At 50.6% G+C, this 18,182-nt stretch carries 12 protein-coding genes and 1 tRNA gene; 3 read left to right on the forward strand and 10 right to left on the reverse strand.

Going from position 1 to position 18,182, the window contains the following annotated elements; all coding sequences use genetic code 11:
* Positions 1-74: 74 nt before the first annotated feature.
* The gene (locus CCY32_RS05675; protein WP_088329617.1) at positions 75-527 is read right to left on the reverse strand and encodes a c-type cytochrome; all 453 of its coding nucleotides are present in this window, start codon (positions 525-527) and stop codon (positions 75-77) included.
* Positions 528-735: 208 nt separating this feature from the next.
* Between CCY32_RS05675 and CCY32_RS05680 the strand changes: the two genes are divergently transcribed.
* A complete protein-coding gene (locus CCY32_RS05680) occupies positions 736-1,881 on the forward strand; it encodes a GGDEF domain-containing protein (RefSeq protein WP_168171435.1) in 1,146 nt (381 codons plus the stop codon).
* Here the strand turns inward: CCY32_RS05680 and CCY32_RS05685 are convergent.
* Positions 1,878-2,384 carry an RDD family protein gene (locus CCY32_RS05685; RefSeq protein WP_088329619.1) on the reverse strand — a complete coding sequence of 169 codons (507 nt, stop codon included), beginning with the start codon at positions 2,382-2,384 and terminating at the stop codon, positions 1,878-1,880. The two genes, CCY32_RS05680 and CCY32_RS05685, sit on opposite strands and share 4 nt — an antisense overlap.
* Before the next feature lie 193 nt (positions 2,385-2,577).
* Between CCY32_RS05685 and CCY32_RS05690 the strand changes: the two genes are divergently transcribed.
* A tRNA-Leu gene (locus tag CCY32_RS05690) sits at positions 2,578-2,664 on the forward strand.
* 483 nt (positions 2,665-3,147) lie between these two features.
* On the opposite strand, the gene CCY32_RS17435 is transcribed toward CCY32_RS05690, so the two are convergent.
* The 8 genes from CCY32_RS17435 to CCY32_RS05730 all read right to left on the reverse strand — a co-directional run bounded on the left by CCY32_RS17435 (position 3,148) and on the right by CCY32_RS05730 (position 13,107).
* On the reverse strand, positions 3,148-3,615 hold the full coding sequence (locus CCY32_RS17435; RefSeq protein ID WP_088329620.1) for a prepilin-type N-terminal cleavage/methylation domain-containing protein: 468 nt from the start codon (positions 3,613-3,615) through the stop codon (positions 3,148-3,150).
* 175 nt (positions 3,616-3,790) lie between these two features.
* Positions 3,791-4,378, reverse strand: coding sequence for a hypothetical protein (locus CCY32_RS05700; protein ID WP_088329621.1), 588 nt, complete (start codon positions 4,376-4,378; stop codon positions 3,791-3,793).
* Positions 4,379-4,402: 24 nt separating this feature from the next.
* Positions 4,403-7,039 carry a YHYH protein gene (locus CCY32_RS05705; RefSeq protein WP_088329622.1) on the reverse strand — a complete coding sequence of 879 codons (2,637 nt, stop codon included), beginning with the start codon at positions 7,037-7,039 and terminating at the stop codon, positions 4,403-4,405.
* A 240-nt stretch (positions 7,040-7,279) separates the two neighbouring features.
* The gene (locus tag CCY32_RS05710) at positions 7,280-8,320 is read right to left on the reverse strand and encodes a PEP-CTERM sorting domain-containing protein (RefSeq protein ID WP_088329623.1); all 1,041 of its coding nucleotides are present in this window, start codon (positions 8,318-8,320) and stop codon (positions 7,280-7,282) included.
* 332 nt (positions 8,321-8,652) lie between these two features.
* Positions 8,653-9,234, reverse strand: a complete 582-nt coding sequence (locus tag CCY32_RS05715) for a hypothetical protein (RefSeq protein WP_088329624.1) — start codon at positions 9,232-9,234, stop codon at positions 8,653-8,655.
* A 62-nt stretch (positions 9,235-9,296) separates the two neighbouring features.
* Positions 9,297-10,655: a hypothetical protein gene (locus CCY32_RS05720; RefSeq protein ID WP_088329625.1), complete on the reverse strand. Its 1,359-nt coding sequence runs from the start codon at positions 10,653-10,655 to the stop codon at positions 9,297-9,299.
* A 107-nt stretch (positions 10,656-10,762) separates the two neighbouring features.
* Positions 10,763-12,511: a hybrid sensor histidine kinase/response regulator gene (locus tag CCY32_RS05725; protein ID WP_088329626.1), complete on the reverse strand. Its 1,749-nt coding sequence runs from the start codon at positions 12,509-12,511 to the stop codon at positions 10,763-10,765.
* The gene (locus CCY32_RS05730; protein WP_088329627.1) at positions 12,508-13,107 is read right to left on the reverse strand and encodes a response regulator transcription factor; all 600 of its coding nucleotides are present in this window, start codon (positions 13,105-13,107) and stop codon (positions 12,508-12,510) included. Before CCY32_RS05730 ends, CCY32_RS05725 begins: the two co-directional genes overlap by 4 nt.
* A 416-nt stretch (positions 13,108-13,523) precedes the next feature.
* Between CCY32_RS05730 and CCY32_RS05735 the strand changes: the two genes are divergently transcribed.
* Positions 13,524-18,008, forward strand: coding sequence for a PAS domain-containing protein (locus CCY32_RS05735; protein ID WP_088329628.1), 4,485 nt, complete (start codon positions 13,524-13,526; stop codon positions 18,006-18,008).
* The last annotated feature ends 174 nt before the right edge of the window (positions 18,009-18,182 follow it).

An 18,182-nucleotide genomic window follows, 5' to 3' on the forward strand; every position in this document is an offset into this window, starting at 1 on the left:
GCTAACAGTGGGTCTGAACCCTGTAAACCGGCCCATGCAGCCTGTTTTGTTGTCATGCCGTTGGTCGCTCGAATCTACGGGAAATATTGCGGGTAATTGGTCCGATTAAAGGGCAGCAACTGATACTGGGGTTGCAGAAACGCCACCAGATTAACCATTTCGGTTACCGTCATCACGTCGTTGTAATTCTGCATTTTCGACTGCCCTTGTTCATCGGTATAGCTCTCGTTTCTTAATCCCGGCGCAATTTTATGGGAAGGATTAATGACCGATGTGACAAGTTCCGCATAGGTTTTGATGGTGCTCACTTCACCGCCCAGTCGCACCCTTTTTTCCAGTTTTTGCGCAACGTCAGCGCCTTCATAGCCCTTTAGGGTGTGACACGCCAGGCACTGATAAGCGATAAATACGGCTTCACCCGCCAGAGCATCTCCTTCGGGTAAACTAAAACCCCGCGGTGATTCAGGTCCCTGTTTACAAGCTGCAATGAGTAGCAGTGTGGCGCTTAGGCCAAGCAGATATTTCATCTTCATTCCCTCGTGTTCAGGTAGAGCTTTCAGCCTAGACCCCTTTGCGCCATGTTGCCTTGATTCCGATCAAAAACCGGTCGTGGGAAAAGGATCATCTTGTCAGGTATCATCGCTGCATCCCGGGTATAGAAAACACCCCTGTAACAGTGCAAAGGCCATGTTAGAGTCATGGATCACATACGCCTGTTTATCTGGTTCTTCCTTCATGGACACCTTACTTGTCGTTGGCATTGCCTCGGCGCTCATTATCAATCTGTTAGTCAGTGGCTTTATGTTGGCGGTCTATTTCTACCATCAGCGTGAGCAGGCTTTTTTGATCTGGGCACTGGCCTGTGGCTGTTTTGTGGCAGGAAGTGGGTTGCTGATAACGAACCAGCACATGGCATTTTACCAGCCCACCGCAGGCTACACGCTGTTAGTGCTGTCTGCGTATTTTTTGTTACGCGGTGCAGCATCACTGGCGGATAAAGCGATTGGCTGGCAAGGCGCAGAGGCCAGTCTCCCAGTCTTCATCGTGGTTGCGCTGAGCATAGCGCTGGCGCCTCAGGTGGGACTGGAACAGGGCGGCCTGGCTGCCATGATGATGGCACTGGCATTCATTTTGACGGAACGGACTCTGGCGAAAGGGTATACCTATGGGGGCTCTGTGATGGTGTTGCTGCGCGCCCTGATGATTATGCATGCAGTGGTAATGGCAGCGCAGGCAATCACTCACTTCGGGGTGCGATTTCCTGGCGCTGAGGTTGTGGGAAGTCAGCCTCTATTGGTATTCAGTCACCTGGTTCTAACGGTTGCAACAGCCCTGACACTGCCCATGTTACATGCCATCCGTGTTAAGCAGCGCTGGCAGGATTTGGCAAATACAGATGCACTGACATCGGCGCTGAACCGCAGAGGCTTCTTCGACCGGGCGCAGGCCCTGCTAAAAACCGCTCCTCTTAAATCATGCAGTTTCCTGATGATTGATATTGATCATTTTAAAAAAATCAATGATCGCCATGGTCACGCCATTGGTGATGTGGTGCTGCAACAAGTGGCACAGCGGGTATATGGCAACATTCGAAAAACCGACCTGCTGGGACGGCTGGGTGGTGAAGAGTTTGGCGTGCTGATGCCGGATACGCCCCAGGAGCTGGCACAGTCAATTGCCCGGCGATTGCTGAGGGACATTTCTTCCACCCCTTTCAACAACCAGGGCAAACCCATTGATGTCACCATCAGTATTGGTGCGACAAGTAATATCACGACGCAGACAGACCTGGAGCTGTGCTTGCGTCAGGCCGATAGGGCGCTTTATCAGGCAAAATCTATGGGCAGGAACCGCCTGCGCTTCGCCGGGCCACTGACCTAAACGTTGCCCCAGGAGCGGTGATGATTCGCTTCTTTTGATAAAACCAGCATTTCGGTGTGGGCCAGCCTGTCCTGTAAGGACTGCTTACTTTTAACATCCAGCAGTACCAGCAACGTGCCGATACCTCCTAAAGAACACAGAATACGCCATAGTGCGCGGCTGTAGCTCAGTGGCTTATCGTTGGTGCTGAACAAGCGTAATCGCCAGGCGCGCATACCAATGGTTTGGCCGCCATTGCGCCAGAACCAGACAAAAAAGCCCAGCACCCAGGCAGCGACCCAGATCTGAATCAGGGTTTTGTAGAGTAACGAAGCCTGAATGACTTCGCTGGTGTGTTCCATGCCGTGTTTATCGAGGATGTTGTTTTCCAGCAAAATGACCAGTACAACAATGGCCACTAATGCTGCGCACATCCCCACAGCGATGGCCACCAGCGTATCGTAAATCATTGCCGCAAGACGGCGGATAAATCCTGCACGGGGAAAGGATGTCGTTTCGCTCATTCAGGCTAACCAGACAGAATCAATAAAAGCGCAGTGTACCAGCTAATCCGTGCAGCAACAGCCATCAGGCCAGCCTGATGTTGTTTTTTCCGGCAACTGCAAAATATGCCCGGACAAAAGACTTGCAAGGGCCAGCCCAATAGCTATAATGCGGCCCTCTCGCGATATTAGCGAGAGCACAAAAAGGTACTGTGCCAGAGTGGCGAAATTGGTAGACGCAGCGGATTCAAAATCCGCCGGTGGCAACACTGTGCCGGTTCAAGTCCGGCCTCTGGTACCAAACTCCAAACCTGCTTTTTAGCGGGTTTTGTTCATATCTTCCCTGATATTCACTCCTTCGGAGCCAGCTAAAGCTGTCCAATTTTTTGTCCAGACAAAATTGTGTTGTTTCTGGAACACAGTAAAACTGATACTCGCCGGACTAGAACCGGTATCCGGTTAAAGTACTCAGGCCATCCATGGCCTTCGCCCTTCGGACCAGCCTTCGGCTGTTGACGATTGTTCCGGACAATCGTGCTCCGGCCATTATTCGCGACGTCCCTTCCGCTCTGCCTGCGGGCCAATGCTGCGCATTGTGCAAAATTTGCTCCTGCAATTTTGTGGTACCAACTCTTAGAGAGTGACTTAATGCCAGCGGAAGTCGTTTTTTTGTATTTGAAGCTCAGGCTATACTTCTAAAGATGGCGCTTCTATTAGCCTCCCCCAACGTCGCGGTATTTTTTAAAGCTCTTCGGTGCGTAATGAGCTGTCTTGGATAGTTGTATCAGCAACCATCCGTTGTAGCGATGAAGGTTGGGGCGCGATCTTCGCGGGCAGAAGTATAACGAATTTTACAGTTGGCGGGATCGGGCGCGTTGCTGATGCGCACATCAATCGCACCTAATTGTCCGCCACAATTCCCCCCGATCCACTCAAATGGATCGTCAGTGGCTACGGCCCGCGCGATACCACTGGGATGAGGGCAGGGATACCCGCAGCGCAGGGTGATGGTCTCTGTGCCAACATCAATGGTGGGATCAGTGGAACAATCGGTTTTATTCTCGATTCTTGCTTTGTAATTGACCAGATCCGATGCCGAACGCATGTTCCCCTTGAGGGCCTCTAGTGAGGCTATTCGTGCATCCGCGCTGATATCGAGAAACTTAGGTGCGGCGATGACGGCAAGAATACCTAAAACAACAATAACGATAATCAGTTCGATGAGCGTAAAGCCCCTAACATTGGATTCCATCGAGGGTCCTGTGCAATCTTGTCAAAATATGGGCAAGGTAAAAAGGCGATGTTACCAATATTCCTCAGGGTAATTAAGCGGTTATTGTGTGCATTGCGATAGCAAAGGGTATGACAGCAGTTAACCCCAGGGAGCATTGTTTAGATGCCCCTTCTTGTAATAAATGTGCAAGCTATTATCTAAGCTGTAAATGGTAGCGGGTGGTTTGCTGCCCGGCAGCCAGGGTCTGGATCTTAGGTTCACTGTAGCTGGTCATAATAGGGCCAAGCTCGATGGGAAAGTCGATTTGCAGATCCTTTAACTGACCGGCAGCGGGAATAAACCCATCGATATTGATCACCAGGTCATGATAACGCCCGTGTGTATCCTGTTTATGGTGATCTGTGTGGCCAGGCAGTACGGCGGTGGCAATCTCATCCTGCAGTTGCTGGCGCAGCTGCGCTATGTTTAGCAATCGGGTTTGCCGACTTTCCAGCGGCTGGCCGTCTACTGCAATAACCAGCTCCTGACTGAACATCTTCACCAGTTGTTGATGGAATTCCACCATTTTGCTTTCGTCAGCCACCAGGTGGGCGATGGAAAGCGGCTTTCCCTGCCACTGCATACGCTGAAACAAGGCGGTTAACGAGGTGGCCACCCGTACCGACAGATGATCTTTTTGCCGTAAGGTCATGGTGGCCGTGGTGATATTTAACCCGTGGGCACTGACCATGGCAGTTTCGAACAAACCCAAGGCCAGTATTATCAAGAGTAACTTTTTCATGCTATTGCGTCTCTCTTGTCAGCCTTAACGACAATGGCTGGTGACCACATCATTGCTGCCGCTGGTGTCGGTTTTGTCCAGACGATAACGGAAGTTGTAACAGGCTTTGCCAGACTCATACCCTGACTCCCCTTCGCCGTAGGCCCGATACATGATCAGGGCAATATTGCCGGCAGGAATATGAGTATTTTCCGGGTGCGGCGTGACCTCGATAAAGGTCCAGTTTTTGCCCTCGAAAGTCATGGTGTCGTAGTCCGTTAACTCCACCTCAGTACCAAATTTAAAATCATCAAGACGCTCATTTTCCCAATGTGCCGGTGCGGTTAACATGGCGTTTTCCTGATCTGCAGCTGCCCGATAGCAAGCGATGGTATAAGGCGCTGTTGTGCTGGAGTAATAGACATACTCGCTGCCGTCACCATGAAGGTCGTAGGCATTACATTCGTCTAACGGTCTGTCTCCGGTTTTCACTTTGTTAGGGCGATAATCCAGGTCGGTATAACGACCGCCACCATAATTGACGCCATCGCTGGTCAGTTGTCCGCCACCTGTTCCGAAATACAGGGGAATACCATCGAACATATAACCCAGGGGTTTGGACGGGTTATGGGTGTCCATCAGACACAATGGGGCATAATGGTAGTGATAGTCTTCACCGTTACCGGCATGGGCACCACACTGGTCCAGCTCACCCAGCAGCACGGTATCGCGATCACTATAGTCTTCGCCAAGTTGTGCCACTTCACCGGGGCTGTTTTCTTTTGCATAGTGGAGAATGGGCACACCATCAACGGCAATGCCAATGGGATAGTGAATATTTAAATTGCTGCTGGTGGTTCCAAGATACTCCGGCTGCAGCGGCACCGCCCAACTCACCTGTTGCTCCAGTGGAACACGGCCAATCCAGGACTGGGTGCCGACGTTGGGTTTATCTATGTCCAGTTGTGAGCGATCGGGAAGGCCGACTAAGGTGTTCACCGTCATAGTGTTGCTGTCACAGCTCACCGAGACCAGATCACTGTAGTCTTCAAACGCTTGTGACTTGGTTGCACAGTCGCTTGGGGTAGATGTGGGCACATGCTCGTCATCGTTTTGGTCGTAACGTATGCGGGTCATGTTCAGTGTGCTACTAGCCAGAACTTTGTCAGCAATGGCTTCTTCCAGGGTGACCAGATCGGTACTACTGCCGTTCAGACCGAGGCTACCCACCTCGGCAGACAGTGCATACAGCTTAATGATATAGGTGTGCTCTGACTGACCTTGCGAGCAAGGCGCGGAAAATTCCTGAAGGCCGTTGACCGAATTAATGCCAAATACCCCCACTTTGGTTTCGGCTTCCGCCAAAGCGGTGGTCGAGGCAGGAATATCAAACAGTATTTCGTAATAATGTGCCCCGGCCAAATTAGTATCGGCCGGATTGGGGAAGGTATACATTTCCAGCGCGAAAGACTGAGTTCCGGCAGGTGCATTTTCCCAGCTAAGGGGCAGCATCTTCCCGTGGCCTGCGCCTTCGCAGGTGGTGCTAAGGGGCATAATAAGGTTGGATTTCAATGCCGGGCTGGACAACGTAAAGTCGCCGGTTGGCGTATCGCCGCCTGAAGAATCCGCAGAGCCAATAGTGGCGCGAACAATCACGTCGTTATCCAAAACCAAATTGCTGCTCCAGATAAACTGGGCGTCATTGGCGCTGTTATCAAATAGATCGGTAAAACGGGTATAGGCAGGCTTATTATCCACACCTACCGTGGTATTGGTGTAGGTGCTGGCACTTGGCCAGTTGGCATCATCAAAGCTGCTGGCCGCCCAATTCTGAGGCAGGCTCCAGTGGGCGCCATATACCTGATTTATATCTGCAGGAGCATCAGTGGAACAGGCTGCACTGCTGCGTAACCCATCAGATTGGGTTAGGCAGTCGGTGTCGGTGAGCGGGGCAGTATAAAAGGTCTGCGCCTTCCAGTTTTCATCGGTTTTGCCGATGATTTCGCCATCAGCGTCTTTAAATACCGCCACCAGGCCACCGTCACCCGGATGATAGTCACCGCCCTGGTTACTTTCTGTGCCGGTGCCCAGGTTTTCTTCCCAGTCCACCAGGTGCATGGCTACAGTAAAGGGCTGCTTAACTTTGAAACGTACAATATTGGAGTTAAATTCGGTAAAGGGAACGGGGTCTTTGCCAACAGCCACGCCATTGACGTATAGCTCGAAGTAATTGTCGGCAAAAATAAAGGCACTGATGATTTCGCCATCGGCATCTATCTCAACAATATCACTGCCGCTAAGTGCGGCAATGGCATCGGCTGAACTGTTGTAGCTATGGCCCGACACATAGGTATTATAAAGGTCGCTGGCGGCAGGAACGCTATTATCCAAAAACCGAACTTCTGCCGGTACTGTCCAGCTATTGCCCTGGCTGTCATCGATGCTTCCAAGGGCAGCGACCCGGCTACCCGCAGGGAATAAATTGGCTTCTGTTACCGTGGCCAAGCCCTGGGTGAAAGTGGGAGCATCGTCACTGGTGCCGGTATCCCCACCTGTACCCGTGTCACCACCCGTTCCGGTTCCACCACTATTATCCGGGTTGGGGCTACTGTCGCTGCCTCCCCCTCCGCACGCGGTTAACATCATGGCAATGAGTAAAGTGGAAAGTAATTTTTTATACATTGGCGACCTCGTTTGTTCACATGTATAGAAGTGGCGGCCTCAGGTATAGACTGGGCCTGCACCTGGCTGCGTTGCCTTTACCTGAAACAGACAACTCACCATGAAGGCGAAGACAACCCGTGACGACCAGACAATGAATAACCCGCAGCCCACCAAAGGCAAGGATGGATACGCAGGGGTTATCTGCGGGCGAAGCGGATAAACGTTGGGCCAGACGAACGCTGGCCCAAACTTGGTTATTTAACCGGCTTTGCGTCTTCGCCATGCCAGGGCTGAGAGGCCAAACAGGCTAAGCAGGAAGGTACCCGGTTCGGGCACAGCTGTTACATCAGTGGGCTTGGCCGCCACAAACTCATAAGAAGTATTGGCTTCATCCAGATAAATCAGGGGTCTGGGGATATAATCGATGACCTGCAACAGTCTATCTGTTTCCTTGTTGAAAATGTCTTTTACAAAAGGCTCGGCGCTGGGGGCATACTCAAAATTTATCTTTGCATCCACAAAATAGCCCTGGTAATCGCTGTCCAGGCTATTGAAAGAGCGGTTGAAGGAAAAGCTCCAGTTAATGGCAGAGATAAAATTATCCGCCACATATTGATCCACCTCGGCTTGGGTCGGGTCTGTTAGGCCAGGCTCGAAACCTTGGTAAGTATCCAGAAAGAAACTCTCAAAGGGATTCTGTATCAATTCGCTATAGAATATACCAGCATCAAATTCGGATTTGTTATAAAACTCACCTTGCAGCCCTATTGCCAGGTGACTGCCTGAAGGGGCAGCCATTGGCGCGATATCGCTGAGGCTTTTATTCGGGTCCGATACCAGGCTGTTGTTACGGTCATAGAAATTAAACAGTGGGCCAGAAAACCCGTCAGCTATCCTAGTTTCTAGCATCATAACCGTTGCTTGTTGGTAAAAATCCCGGTTAGCGACGGTTTGATAAAACTTTTCCTGATTACTGGCGTCATCAAAATCCACGCTAAAGGTGGAATTTACCTGAAAAGGATCCTCCCAGCTATGCCACAGCGCCCCGCTGGAGGGGTCAAACTGGTGGTTGAAGTCTGAAAAACGAATATCCAGCCGAAAATCGTTGTAGCCAAAGCCTTCACCGTAATTCAGCAGGTGCGTCTGGGTGAAGGTCAGATCCTTTAACACATTGATATAGTTAGCCTGTCCGGAAGGGGTCGTACCGTGGTTAAATTCCAGTTGCACCAAACCGGCCTGGGCGGTTGACATCAACATCGCGCTGGCGAGTATGCCAATAGATAAAATACGTTTTTGCAAAATGTTTACTCCTGAAAACCCGTTAAACCACTACTTTGCTGCGCCGTATTCGAATGGGAACCCGACCGTTTTATATTGATGAAGAGGCTGATGTGTTGATTCCTGATAAACGGAAATTTGTCCACTCTTTTGCCTCTGACATCCTACCCCGGCTAAACCACCGCCAACATGCAAAAGTCTATTAGGCTGTATTAGAGCAAATCCGGGCGATTCAGGCTTGGGTGAAAACCCCTATTTTGCCTGTTCAGGCTAAAAACTGCTCAATCAGGGGGGGTAAATGAGCAGAGCCAGCGCTTACATCTTAGTGAGAGATAAAGCGCTGGGAGGTCTGATTAGTAGCTTTGAATACCGGTGCTGGGCGTTTTGCTGGCGTCGGTTGTAGACTGTGTTGTTGAACTTTGCTCCGCTTTCTGATTGGAGATGGCGGCTTTATTATCAACGGTATCGCCAATGGTGACGGTGGTGTGGCCTGCTTCAATGGCCCAATTGGTTAATACGCCGTCCAGGGTTTTCATATACAGGGCTTTGGCTTCGTCTTTGCTCAGTTGATAGTTAGAGGAAAACTCACAGGCACGAAAAAACAACTCCCGGGTCATGAGTACCGTGGGGGTTCTGCCCGCCAATTCCACTTCTTCTGAATCTTCATTGGTGCTGGCACCTTTGTCGCCCCCGGTATTGATCAGGGACACATCAATATTACCCCCGTCTTTTTGATCAAAGGCGGAGTCCGGATGCGGCAGGGAACACAGATAATGGTTATTGTCCCGTTGCATCACATAGATTTGCCCCTGACCGGAGGTGGTGGTCAGAACATGGTTATTGTCTAAGGTGCTTTGCTTAGGTACGGGGTATTCCAGGGACGTACAGCCACTTATAAGAATAAGCACAGTGCTGCAGGCAACTAAATACTTCATGGCAACCTCAATACGAAAAAACCGGCACTAAAGTAGTGCCGGTATGTGTTCAAAATAACCTGTTATTGCATGGCGTCCGCTAACCAGGCGGGCGCATCGGTCGGATAAAACACCGTTGGATCAAAGCTGATGCGGGTAGGCGCATGGTCACTGGATAATCCCCAGGTTGACAGTTTACCCTGGAACCACTGTTCAAATGCGGCTACAACAGAAGGGTGCTTGGCTTTGTAGCGAGCGGTCAGTTTGCTGTGCTCAACACCCAGTTCGGTGGCTTTTTTCAGAGCAGAGCTTAACTGGTCGCTGTTACCGTTGGAGGCGATAATATCAATCCAGGTGATGGCCTGAGTTTCCACGTCACCAAACCAGTTGGGATACTTGGTAATGGAGTTTAAGTTTCTCACATAACGGGCCAGATCTTCACCTTTAACCACCATCATATGGTAATCATACTGATGAGCCCCCGGGTTGTTCTGCCACTTCTTAAAGGAGAAGGCCCACAGGTCGTCCTTGTGAATAGGCATGACATCCGTGGTTTGAAAGGGCGTGGTGCCAGACACATTCATGGATTTACCGTACATGCCAATCATCTGGGGATAGTTGCTCATATAATTCATCCATTTATCGCCAACCGCTGCTGGTATGATGTAGTTATAATTGCGACAGGTAACAGTCGTACGCTCATCACCGCTCATGTCACGGTTTAAGCCGAGGCGGCCATCAGGAAATGACCAGGGTGTTTCTGGGTATTTATACAGACAGCCCTGGGTGCCTGGGCCTTTTTCATAGAAATCTTCATAAAAGAAGTTGGCCAGATCGGTTACCCCTTCCAGGGCGATGGTGGCAATAATATTGTTTTCTTCCTGTAGCTCGGCTGTCAGGTTGGCGGCCATTTCCTGGCCTTTGGTGGCCGCATCAGCCGCAGTGAGACCGTCGATTTCGGCCTGACCTACTTCCTGGATATAACGGCGGCGCTCTGATAAGAAGCCGAGGCGTAAGGTTGTCGCTGTGGTATAGGTTTTTAGCAAAGCCACAAAGTTATTGTGGTTCATATGAGTGCGTATTTCGTTTTGCACTGTGCCCGCGTCGTCGACGATTTTATCTATTTTATTTTTGTTCTTTAAATAGTTTGAATTGGGATTGTAGGTGTTAATACCGTTAAAAACGTCGCCGATGCTCACTTCAATTTGATCTAAGGCAGCCTGATTAAAGCCTTCATCTACGATGTTTTGCACTTGTTGAGGCGTAGCAGCAGGATCATCGCCGCCAAAAATTGATTCAAATGCGTCCCCAAGTATCAGCCCCGCGACTTTCTCAGCCAGCTTAATGCCAATGTCGGTTGTGCTACTGGCAACAGCCTGTTGCGAGTTAAGTAAGGTGAAAACAGTTGTAGCTGTGGCCAGACAGAGCCCGAGTTTATTCATGGTTACCCTCTACTAGGTAAAAAAGCAAAAACGTGGTTTCAGATTGGAACAGATTCTTATTGCCGAGGCTTGGGTGAAAACCCTCATTTTGCTGGCTGAGGTGAAATTTATTCTGACAAGAGATCGAAGATCAGCTGTTCCAGTACGTCGAGATCGACGGGTTTGTTTAGTAAGGGCAGGTGTTGTGCTTTGATACGTTCAAGCAGCTCAGGGTCGGTATCACCGGTTAATATGATGGCTTTTACCGGCTCACCGAGTGCCTGGCGAAGCTGCGCAATAAGCTCCACACCAGTTTTATTATCCATTAAGCGGTAATCACACAAAATAATATCCGGTCGTTGTTGCTCCAGGCTGCTGAGCGCCTGCTCATCATTCTGGGCGCAGATAACATGGCATTGTTGCCCTTCCAGCACCAGGCTCAGGGCGGTGAGGCTGTTCGGGTCGTCATCAATTAACAGCACCCTGACCCCAAACAGGCGACTGCCCTGAATACGAGGTGCCTGTGGCGTGGTTACAATGGACTCCACCACGGGCAAGGTCAGTGAAAAGGTAGAGCCTTTGCCAGGCTCGGATTCTACGTCCACCTCGCTGCCCAAAAGGTGGGCCAATTTTTGTACGATAGACAAACCCAGGCCGATACCTTTTCTGGCGTCACGGCGTTTGTTGGCAATCTGGTGGTACTCATTAAAAATCTTGCCAAGTTCCTGACGGGGAATACCTATCCCTGAGTCCTGAATTGACAGCCTCAACTGACTCTCCTGGCGAGACACCAGAATGTGGATACCACCCTCATGGGTATATTTGACGGCATTGTCGAGCAGGTTGCGCAGGATACGGGCCAACACCATCGGGTCGGTCTGCACCACCGCATCACAAGAATCATAGTCTAAGCTTAAGCCTTTGTTTGTGGCTTTGACCCTGAATTCATCCAGCAGTGGCAGCACCACGCTGTCCAGCGTGACCTGACGCCAGTCCAGTTCCAGATCGCCTGAGTCCAGCCGGGACAGATCGAGTAAGGTATCCAGCAGACCTTTCAGGGAAGAAAAGGACTGCCTTAAAGGCGATAAAATATCCTGGTGCTGCTTGTCGGTTAAGCGCTGACTCAGGGCCTGAATAAACAGCCCGATGGCATTTAAGGGCTGGCGCAAGTCGTGACTGGCCGCGGCCAGAAAACGGGATTTCTCCGCATTGGCCTGCTCGGCCTTGATTTTCTCTTCGGTCACTTGTTGCAGCAGGTTGGCGTTCGCCACATCGATACTGATGGCATTGGTCACCACTTTGGATAAACGCATGGCCGTGATGGTCAGATACAGGCTGTAAAGCCCGGCCCCTGTGAGCAGCAGATACTGATCAAACTCTGCAATGCGCAGGACGGTACCCAGCATCATGGGGATCAGGAACACCATATAACCCCAGAAGGAATACACCAGCGCTACCAATAAGCCGGTGGTAATGCCAAAGATAAAAATAAAGAAGGTGACAAAGAGTTCGGTGGCCCCCGGCTCGGGTAAAAACGCGTAGACCCCTATACCCCAGTTGGCACCAGACAACGCTAAAAAAAATACGATAGTCAGGTGATACAGTTGATAGCGTTTTTCTCCTTTTTCGCGGCGCTGTTGCATCGGCCGGTAGACAAACAAAAAACGAACAAGGGTGATGATCGCAAAGGTTGCCACCCACGCCAGCAATGCACTGCTATCGGCATGGTTTCGCAGTAATACCAGCAGAATAATGGCTGCACCCAGACTGACCACACCGGATAAATTGGTTTGTTTAATCAGCACATCGAGCCTGGATTCCATAATAGGATCAGACTGGGCGCTATCGGCAAAGAGGTTACTCAGCGAAGTGTTCACAAGAGTCCATGACGGCTGGCATAGCGCATCAGCTCGACGGTATTTTTCACCCCCAGTTTCTGCATCACGCTATAACGGTGGTTTTCCACTGTCTTGCTGGACAGATTCAGGCGCTCGGCAATGGTATTGCTGTTAAGCCCGGTCAATACCAGGTCTAATACCTGAAACTCGCGGGCGGTCAGCTCGGGAACCTGACTGCCCAGCTCTTCTGCCACTGCGGCAGAGGTGACTTTTTTACCGGCTAAGACCCCACGCACGGCTTTTACTAAGTCCTCTGCCGACATTTCTTTTAATAATACGCCGTCGGCCTGACAGGCCATGATTTGCATAAATAAGGTGCGGGACTGCACCCCGGTGAGCATGATCACTTTAATTTCAGGGTAACGCTTTTTGATATATTCCAGCGCGGAAAGACTGCCACCGCCTGGCATGCGGTAATCCAGCATCACAAGATCCGGTTGCTCAGCCTTGACAGTGCTCAGCAGATCCTGGGCATTGTCCACTTCGGCGATGACCTGCCAGGCAGGTGTATTGCTTAAAATTAATCGCAAGCCTTCACGAAACAACTGGTGATCATCGGCAATCACGATTCGCATGGGGTTTTCCTGCAGCCTTATTTTTCTATTTTTTGTATCTTATCGCAGGAATGAGATTTCATCACGGATACATTCATACTTCTGTTGATGAGGCCTGCAACACTCATGCCCATGACAAAGCATTGCCCAAAAGGCTTGGAACCTAAACTGCCCTACATTTACGTATATTTCGGTCATGGTTTTTTACCGGCTTTTTCGGTAGCCTGAAGATAAACGTTATACCTCAGCAATATCCTGTCAGCTGAAACAAGGTGAATACACCGCTTTCTGCTATGTTTTAGTGACCAGCCAGCCTGTTTTCTAAAACGTATGAAAACCGACACCCACAGGGTGATCGCAAGCCTTTACCGGCATGGGTTTAGTTATATAGTGTTGGTTTTGTTAATAATGACTGAAGGCACCGGAAATAAACTCTTATGTCACATTTGTCCCGCACGGCCCCTATTTTGATAGTTAAGCCCCTAGCTGTGTTGTTACTCAGTTTGTTTTCCCTGCCAGCCCGGGCGGTTTATCAATCCATACAAAGTCTGGGTGAGCCTGTGGTCAATGGCCTGGTGTACGTCGTAGTTGCTCTGCTGCTGGGTTTAGTTATCGCGCTTATTCTGTTCAAAGTGCGCATTAACGCCAGAGAGCGGTCGCTGGCGGAGGCCCATCAGCAACGCCAGTGGATGCAGGAGCAAACTGACCGTTCTGTCAGCGGCGTTTTACAACTGGACGCATCAGGAACCATTTTGTATGCCAACCCCATGGCCGCGTATTTCTTTGAGCGAAAAATTGAACAACTGACGGAAATGTCGTTCATTGAGGTGTGCCCTGAGCCCCTGCAAGCAGAGGTTGCGGCCACATTAGCAGGAGAGAAAGACGCGCCCATTGCCTGTCAGTTAGGACATTATCACCGACATGCCAGAATCCGTATCACATTGCATAAAAAGCCGATTGGTGAGGTGGCTGCTTCGGTAACGATTGATGATGTCGAACACTATCAGCAAAAAATCAATCGACAACGCGGTCTGATTCACCACCGTGAGCAGGCAATGGAACAGGCCGGTATCGGCTTTGCAGTGTATGAAATTGCGCAGGAAAGACTCAGTGTTAATGGGGCGCTGGCCAAAATGTTGGAGCTGGGAGACGAACATCAAATTAGTGCTGAGCGCTTCGCTGAATGCTTTGATAGCGCGGATAAGGCAAAGTGGGATACCCAGTTGAAGCTGTTGAATGAGGGGCAGGCGCAAACCTTTGAAGGGAAAATGCAACTGCAGGACCGTGCTGTACCCATAAAAATTCATGCCTGTCCGCAACACGAAGAAAGTGAAGAGACGACTTCGGCAAGCCTGGTTTTCGTTGATCTATCACGACTGGAACAGCTTAAGCAGCAAGCGGAGTTTTCCCTCAAGCAAGCCAAGGCCATCATGAGTGCCAGTCCTTTACCGGTTTATTTGCTAGATACCAATAAGCAACTGGTGGATTGTAATCAAGCCTTCAGCAGGCTCTTTAACGTGCAGATGAATCTGCTCAGAAACAAATCCATTGAGGACATTGCGGCCTTTGATCAGGCGTTTAAAGCATTGCATGCTGGCGGTGATGGCGTAGCCACGCGCCGCAAATCCGCGACAATTACGCTGGCTGAAGACAGGCAAATAGACATTAATCTGCATTTACTGGCTTACCGTGCAGGCAACGAGGCGGCCGGTACCGTTGCCATCATTGAAGATCTTACGCCACTCAAAAATCTGGAAAAACAGGTGTCGATGGGTGAGGAACGGCTTAACAGCCTGATTGAGCAATCCCCGTTGGGCGTGGCCCTGCTGAATGAAGACGACAGTCTGATTCGGGTCAACCCTGCCATGACAGAGATTCTGGGTAAGAGTGCGGACACGCTCAAACAGCAGACCTTTTATCAGTTGTTCAGCAATCCTGAACAAGCGGGAAGGGCGGCAAAATTGTTGCATCAAAAAGGTCAGGTGAATGACCTGCAAGCGGAATTGGTTGGTAAGGACGAAATCCCTTTTTCAACCCGGCTGGATGTGTCGCGGCTAAAAGGGGCGGAGACAGAATATATTTGCTGGGTGGCTGACTCACGGCACCAACGCTATTTAAGTGACCAGTTAGAGCGGTTGATTCGCTACAGCAATATGCCAGTTGCGGTGTTGGGTGATGACGGCTTTAGCAACGTTAACCCGGCTGCCTGTGCGTTTTTTGACGTTAAATCTGAAAATGAACTGCTCGGGCTGTCACCGGCCAGCAAGGTACTGAACCCCTCAGAGCAAAGTGCAGAGGAAATGGCGGCTCATTTACAGCGCTTGCAACAACAGCAGCAGGTTGTGGAGTTTTCCTGGGTGCATCAGCACCATGGTGACTCCTTGCCCTGCGAAATTACGCTGGTTCCGCTGTTTTATCAGCAGCAACACACAGCCACCTTGTGTATGTGGACAGATCTAAGGGCATTGGAGCGCGCGAATGAGGCGCGACTTGAGGCAGTCAATCTGCGCCAGGCGGCGGAGCGAGAAATCGCTGAGAAACAGCAATTGCTGCAGAACAGCCAGGATCTTCTCGCCAGCCGAGCCCGGTCGTTGCAAAACACGCAGGAAAAACTGGAAGCGGCAGAGACCGATCTGGCCGCAAAAATGGATACCATTAAGGGCTTGCAGCAGGCCCATGAGGACATCAGCGGGCACCTGCAATCGGTACAGAATGACTATGAGCGTAACCTCGAACTGCTGAACCAGAGCCAGAAAGCCAATGCGGAACTCGAAGCGCAGCTGGAAGAGTCCAGTGATAAAGTCAGCCGCTTGCAAAACCAGCGTAATCAGATTGCTGATGCGCTGCAGCGCAGTGAGCGCAGTCACAAACAGGCGCAGGAAAAACTGGCGTTAAGTGAACAGGCGACACAGCGACTGAAGGAAGAACAGGCCAAGCAGTTAGCTTCCCTTGAGGCGTCACAGGCACAGATCGCCTCGTTGAAAAACTCCATCGATCAGAAAGACAAGCAGCTTCGTGATGTCGGTGGTCAGATTAATACACTGCAGTCACAACTGGTCAGTTCCGGACAGGCCAGTGAAAAATTACGGGAGCGTCTGGCAAATCAGCGTAAAGCCAGTGAAATCGCTGAGAAGAAACGCCGCGAGCTGGAACTGATCTGTCAGAGTGTGCAGTCGGAACTGGAGAACAAAACCGGCTACGTTGAGCACCTGCAACATGAAATGAAGATGCTGGAACAAATGTCACAGCAACAAAAAGGTGACATGGAAAAGCAAACCCAGCAACTGGCCGAGGAATTAGCCGCCAAACAGAAAAAACTGGATGAAACGGAGCAACAACTGAGTCAGGCCAAAGAGCAGTCTGAGCAGGAGAAGAAACAGAGTGCTGCCCGCGAAGCCGAGTTAATGCAGCTTAAAACGGAATTGCAGGAAGTTGAGAAGCGCCACGCAGAGCAACAACAGAAGATTAACCAGGCCGATGAAAAATGGCAGCAACAGCAAGCCGCCTTGCAGAGTGAGTTGAAAGCCAAACAGGATGAGCTGCAACAGGTAACAGAGCAGCTCAATAGTACTCAGCAGCAAACCGACGAAGAGAGGGCGCAGCAGGCCGCGCTGGTAGATAAATTGGAAGCAGAGCTTCAGGAAGTTGAACAGCGTGCCACGGCTCAGGCGGAGAAGATTGCTAAAAGTGAACAGCAACGTCAGCAGGAACAACAGACCCTGGCCGAGGAGCTGGCTGCAAAACGCGCGCAACTTGATGCCACACAACAGCAGCTTGATGAGCATCAGCGACAAATGGATGCTGAGAAGCTGGCCCGCAAGGCACAACAAGATAAACTGGCGCAACTGAAGCAGGAGATGGCGGACGTTGAGTCGCGCGCCAGCAAGCAACGTGAAATGCTGGAGGGCAGCGATGAGCAATGGCGCCAGCACCATGCAGAAATTGAAAAACAAAAACAGCAGTTGCAACAGGCTTTAGAACAAGCTGAGGCGCAAAACAAAGAAATGCAGTCGACTCTGGCGAGCAAACTCGAAGCCCTCAAGGGTGCCGAGTCCACTGTCTCGAAAACACAGTCCGATGAGCAGAAGTTACAAAAAGAGCTCGCCGCAGCCAAAGAGCAGGCAGAAGCATTACAAGCGAAACTTGCACGCCAGGAAGAACAGGAGAAACAACTTCAGCGTCAGGTCAGCGAGCAACAAAGTAGCTTGCAGCAGCGGGAAGACAGCATACAGGCGCTAAAAGAAGAACAACAGCGGCTGACGGAAGCGCTGCGCTCGGTGAAAGAGGAATATGAACAAAGCCAGAGCTCACTCGATGATCAGAACAGCAGTCAGCAGCAGCTTACTCAGCAGTTAAAAGAACTGGAAACCGAACTTAAAAACAGTAAAGAGCAGCTCAATGATAAGGAAACTGCCCTAAAAGATGCTCAGGATCTTATCGCCAGTCACGCCAGCAAGCTGGCTGAACAGGAAAATGCGCTGATTGATGCGCAAAAAGAAGAGCTCAAGCTGGCCAGCGGCCAGCAATCAGACACCGTTTCGCAGCCTGTACCGGAGTTCGCCAAGCTGCCAATGCCAGACGATCCAGAGGTCTGGTTTGAGCTACTACCTTACCTGCAAAATCAACGAGGAGTTACGTCACTGGCGATCGCTTTGCAACAGTTAATTGAGAAGTTGCAAAGCAGCATCGATACCATGGATCAGGCTCTCAAAGATGACTCCGAGAGGGATATTCAACTGGCTGCGCGTAAGTTGATTGCAGTGCTTGCGACCATTCCCTCGGTACCACTCAACGACATGGCGAAGAAATTAGAATATTTCTGTGAGCACAGGTTTATGGATAATATTTCCATCGGCTGGCCGGCGTTCAAGGCGCAGCTTATGTCCACCTTGCGGGTGATTTACTCCCATCTGCACGCTTAGGATCATTGACCTCTAAGGTCGCCACGTCACCTGATAGCATGGGTATTGCGCAGTATTCTTGCCCTGAGTTTCAAGAGATAGTGGGCGTGGGTTGCTGCTGAGCCGTCACGCAGCACTGACATGCAGCATCGACACCATCTATAGCCTACCCTTAGGGTGATTTGCGGGTTGTTA

This window comes from Lacimicrobium sp. SS2-24, from assembly GCF_002201535.1.
Lineage (GTDB): Bacteria > Pseudomonadota > Gammaproteobacteria > Enterobacterales > Alteromonadaceae > Lacimicrobium.

What these genes read in the sequence shown, in the direction of transcription:
- CCY32_RS05675 (WP_088329617.1), bottom strand. Translation starts at nt 527, where the DNA reads ATGAAATATCTGCTTGGCCTAAGCGCCACACTGCTACTCATTGCAGCT.
- CCY32_RS05720 (WP_088329625.1), bottom strand. Translation starts at nt 10,655, where the DNA reads ATGAATAAACTCGGGCTCTGTCTGGCCACAGCTACAACTGTTTTCACC.
- CCY32_RS05680 (WP_168171435.1), top strand. Translation starts at nt 736, where the DNA reads ATGGACACCTTACTTGTCGTTGGCATTGCCTCGGCGCTCATTATCAAT.
- CCY32_RS05715 (WP_088329624.1), bottom strand. Translation starts at nt 9,234, where the DNA reads ATGAAGTATTTAGTTGCCTGCAGCACTGTGCTTATTCTTATAAGTGGC.
- CCY32_RS05685 (WP_088329619.1), bottom strand. Translation starts at nt 2,384, where the DNA reads ATGAGCGAAACGACATCCTTTCCCCGTGCAGGATTTATCCGCCGTCTT.
- CCY32_RS05705 (WP_088329622.1), bottom strand. Translation starts at nt 7,039, where the DNA reads ATGTATAAAAAATTACTTTCCACTTTACTCATTGCCATGATGTTAACC.
- CCY32_RS05730 (WP_088329627.1), bottom strand. Translation starts at nt 13,107, where the DNA reads ATGCGAATCGTGATTGCCGATGATCACCAGTTGTTTCGTGAAGGCTTG.
- CCY32_RS17435 (WP_088329620.1), bottom strand. Translation starts at nt 3,615, where the DNA reads ATGGAATCCAATGTTAGGGGCTTTACGCTCATCGAACTGATTATCGTT.
- CCY32_RS05735 (WP_088329628.1), top strand. Translation starts at nt 13,524, where the DNA reads ATGTCACATTTGTCCCGCACGGCCCCTATTTTGATAGTTAAGCCCCTA.
- CCY32_RS05700 (WP_088329621.1), bottom strand. Translation starts at nt 4,378, where the DNA reads ATGAAAAAGTTACTCTTGATAATACTGGCCTTGGGTTTGTTCGAAACT.